Raw genomic sequence first — 3,108 nt, 5'->3', positions numbered from 1 at the left:
TGCTGCGCGGCGCGCGCGCGGCTCTCGGCCTGGGCGCGCTGCTGCGGCGTGCCGCCGGCCGGCATCCGCCGCGTCAGCTCCGCCTGGTAGGCCGCGGCGTCGCTGTCGAGGCCCGGGATCTCGAAGGCCCCGACGGGGCCCTGGCCAAGGCACAGCAGCAGGACGAGCAGCGTCAGGATCCGGCGCAGCATGGCGATCTCCCTCACGGGACGGAGCATGGCACGCGCGCGCGGCCGGTGCATGAAAGCGCTGTTAGCCGCGATGCCCCGACACGCCGGACCCGATGTCGCGCGGCAGCCGCACCGCGGAGGGGATGGAGGCCAGCACCACCGCCCCGGCGACCAGGAAGGCGATGGCGAATTCCCGCGCGCCCGGCGTCGCCCCGCCGGTGACCCACAGCGCCGATTCCAGGCTGAGCGAGCCAAGCACCACGCCCAGCGCCTGGCCCAGCTGCTGCGCCGTGCCGGACATGGCGGTGGCCGGCCCCAGCTTCTCCTGCGGCACGTCGGCATAGGACAGCGTCGCCAGCGAGGTGAACTGCAGCGCCCGCGTCAGCCCTCCCAGCGCCAGGACCAGGAAGATGGCCGCCAGCGGCCAGGCCGGGGTGAAGGCGGCGCAGATCGCCACGCCGAACGCCGCCAGCGCGCCGTTGACGATCAGCACGCGGCGGAAGCCCCACCGCTTCAGCGCGGGCCGCACCAGCGGCTTCATCGCGAAGGCGCCGAGCGAGGTGGCGAAGGTGACCAGCCCGCTGGCGCTGGCCGAGAGGCCGAAGACGATCTGCAGCTTCAACGGCAGCAGGAAGGGCACGGTGGAGGCGCCGATGCGGAACACGCTGCCCGAGCCCATGGAGACGCCGAAGCTCGGCAGCCGCAGCAGCGACAGGTCCACCGCCGGGCGCAGGGCGCGCCGGGAATGCCGCACCGCCATGACCGCGCAGAGCGTGCCCAGCACCAGCATGGCGGGCGCGAACCAGCCAGGCGCGATCGGCCGCCCCACCGTCTCCAGCCCTGCCATCAGCAGCGCCAGCGCCAGCCCCCACAAGGTCAGCCCGCGCGCATCCAGCGGGCCGGGATCCTGCGGCTCCACATCGGGGATGAACAGCCAGACCAGCACCAGGCCGAGCAGCCCGACCGGCACGTTGAGCCAGAACACCGCGCGCCAGGAGACGGCATCGGTCAGCAGCCCGCCCACCGGCGGCCCGAAGACCGGCCCGAGCAGCGCCGGCATGGTCAGCCAGGTCATCGCCACCACCAGCTCGTCCTTGCGCACGCGGCGCAGCAGCAGCAGGCGGCCGACCGGCACCATCATCGCGCCGCCCAGCCCCTGCACGATGCGCGCCGCCACCAGGCTGGCCAGCCCCTGCGACAGCCCGACCAGCGCCGAGGCCGCGGTGAACACCACGATGGCCAGCATGAAGACGCGCCGCGCGCCGTAGCGGTCCGCCACCCAGCCGGAGACCGGGATGAAGACGCACAGCGCCACCAGGTACGACGTGATGGCGACCGAGAGATGCACCGGGTCCACCGCCAGGTCGCGCGCCATGGCCGGCAGCGCGGTGGCCACCACGCTGGCGTCCAGGTTCTGCATGAACAGCGCGCTGGCAACGATCGCCGCGACGGCGCGCGGATCCCTGGCGGGGCTCATCCCTCCCTCCCCCGCGATGCGGGGGAGGGTCGGGGTGGGGGCGCGACCGAGAGCGCCGGGGCTGCACGCAGCCGCCGCACCGCCGCGCGTCCCGCCTCAGCCACCGGCCATCTCGCGCAGCTTCGCCCGCTGCACCTTCCGCCCGTTCGGGCCGTCCGTCATCGGGAAGGCGTCCAGCGCGACGATCCGCGCCGGCACCTTGAAGCGCGCCAGGCGCGCCGCGCAGGCGGCCATGGTCGCGGCCTGGTCATAGCCGGCGCCGGGGATCACGAAGGCCACCGCGCGGCCCTCATGCGCCACCACCTGCGCCGCGGTCACGCCGGGCTGGTCCAGCAGGAATCCCTCGATCTCCTCCGGCGCGACCAGGAAGCCGCCGAGCCGCAGCGCATCGCCCGCGCGCGTCCGGAAGTCGAAGCCGCGCCCGTCCGGATGCGGCACGGCCAGGTCACCGCTGCGGAACCAGCCCTCCGGCGTGCGTGCCCGCGCCGTCGCCGCCGCATCGCCAAGATAGCTGTCGAACAGCGACGGCCCGCGCAGCAGCAGCTCCCCATCCTCCGCCACCGCGAAGCAGGCCGCGTCGCTCGCCGGCACGCCGCCGCCCACCGCGGCATGCGGCCCCGCCGGATCCTGCAGCGCGAACAGCGCCTGCGCCTCCGAGCTGCCATAGACGCCGCGCACCGCCAGGTTCAGCCGCGCCGACACCTCCATCACGCGCTCGGCCTGCCCGTGGAAGTTCGCGAAGCCGGTGAAGGCGAAGGGCGCGTAGGGCCAGCCGCCCGCGGCCTCGGCCAGCATCAGCAGCAGGTCGTCGCCGCCGACCAGGTGCGTCACGCCTACGCGGCGGATCAGCGCATCGGCCTCCGCCGCGTCGAAGCGCTCCATCGGATGGATCGCGGCGCCGCCGGCCAGCGCCGCCATCGCCGCCGCCAGGCCGAAGGTGCCGCAGAGCGGCACGGCGGCCAGGAAGGCCGCGCCGGGCGCATCCGTGCCGATCCGCGCCGCAACGGCGGCCGCATGCGCCGCGATGCTGCGCTGCCGGTGCAGCACCAGCTTCGGCCCGGCCGTGGTGCCGGAGGTGGTGAAGGTCAGGCAATCGGCCTCCGGCGCCGCGGCATCCGGCGCCTCGGCGCCGGTATCCAGCGCGTCGAGCGGCAGCACCGGCAGGCCGGCAATCCCGCCCTCGGCCAGCGCATCCACGCCGATGGCGACACGCAGTGAGGCGCGCGCCTCGCCCGGCACATCCGCCAGCACGGCCGCCGCATCCACCGGCGCGAAGTCGCGCGCCACGGCGATGGCGCAGGGCTTCGCGCGGGCCAGCAGCGCGCCGAGCTCCGCCGCACGGAAGCGCGTGTTCAGCAGCACCGCGCAGGCCCCACGCCGCGCGAGCGCCAGCAGCAGCAGCAGCATCCCCGGGCGGTTCGGCAGGAACAGCGCGACGCGGTCGCCCGGACCGATGCCCTG

3 protein-coding genes are annotated in these 3,108 nt (G+C 75.2%); all 3 read right to left on the bottom strand.

Annotated features, from left to right (window positions below; translation table 11 throughout):
- A partial coding sequence (locus OZN99_RS28445; RefSeq protein WP_270938588.1) for a hypothetical protein occupies nt 1–191 on the bottom strand: 191 nt, incomplete at its 3' end.
- Nucleotides 192–252: 61 nt separating this feature from the next.
- Complete coding sequence (locus OZN99_RS28440) at nt 253–1,647, bottom strand: MFS transporter (RefSeq protein WP_270938587.1); 1,395 nt, start codon at nt 1,645–1,647, stop codon at nt 253–255.
- A 96-nt stretch (nt 1,648–1,743) separates the two neighbouring features.
- The coding region (locus OZN99_RS28435; RefSeq protein ID WP_270938586.1) for an AMP-binding protein at nt 1,744–3,108 on the bottom strand (1,365 nt) is incomplete at its 5' end.

This window comes from Falsiroseomonas oryzae (assembly GCF_027856955.1).
GTDB lineage: Bacteria > Pseudomonadota > Alphaproteobacteria > Acetobacterales > Acetobacteraceae > Falsiroseomonas > Falsiroseomonas oryzae.
Note: the sequence above shows the minus strand (reverse complement) of the source record. Positions and strands in the feature narration are given on the sequence as shown.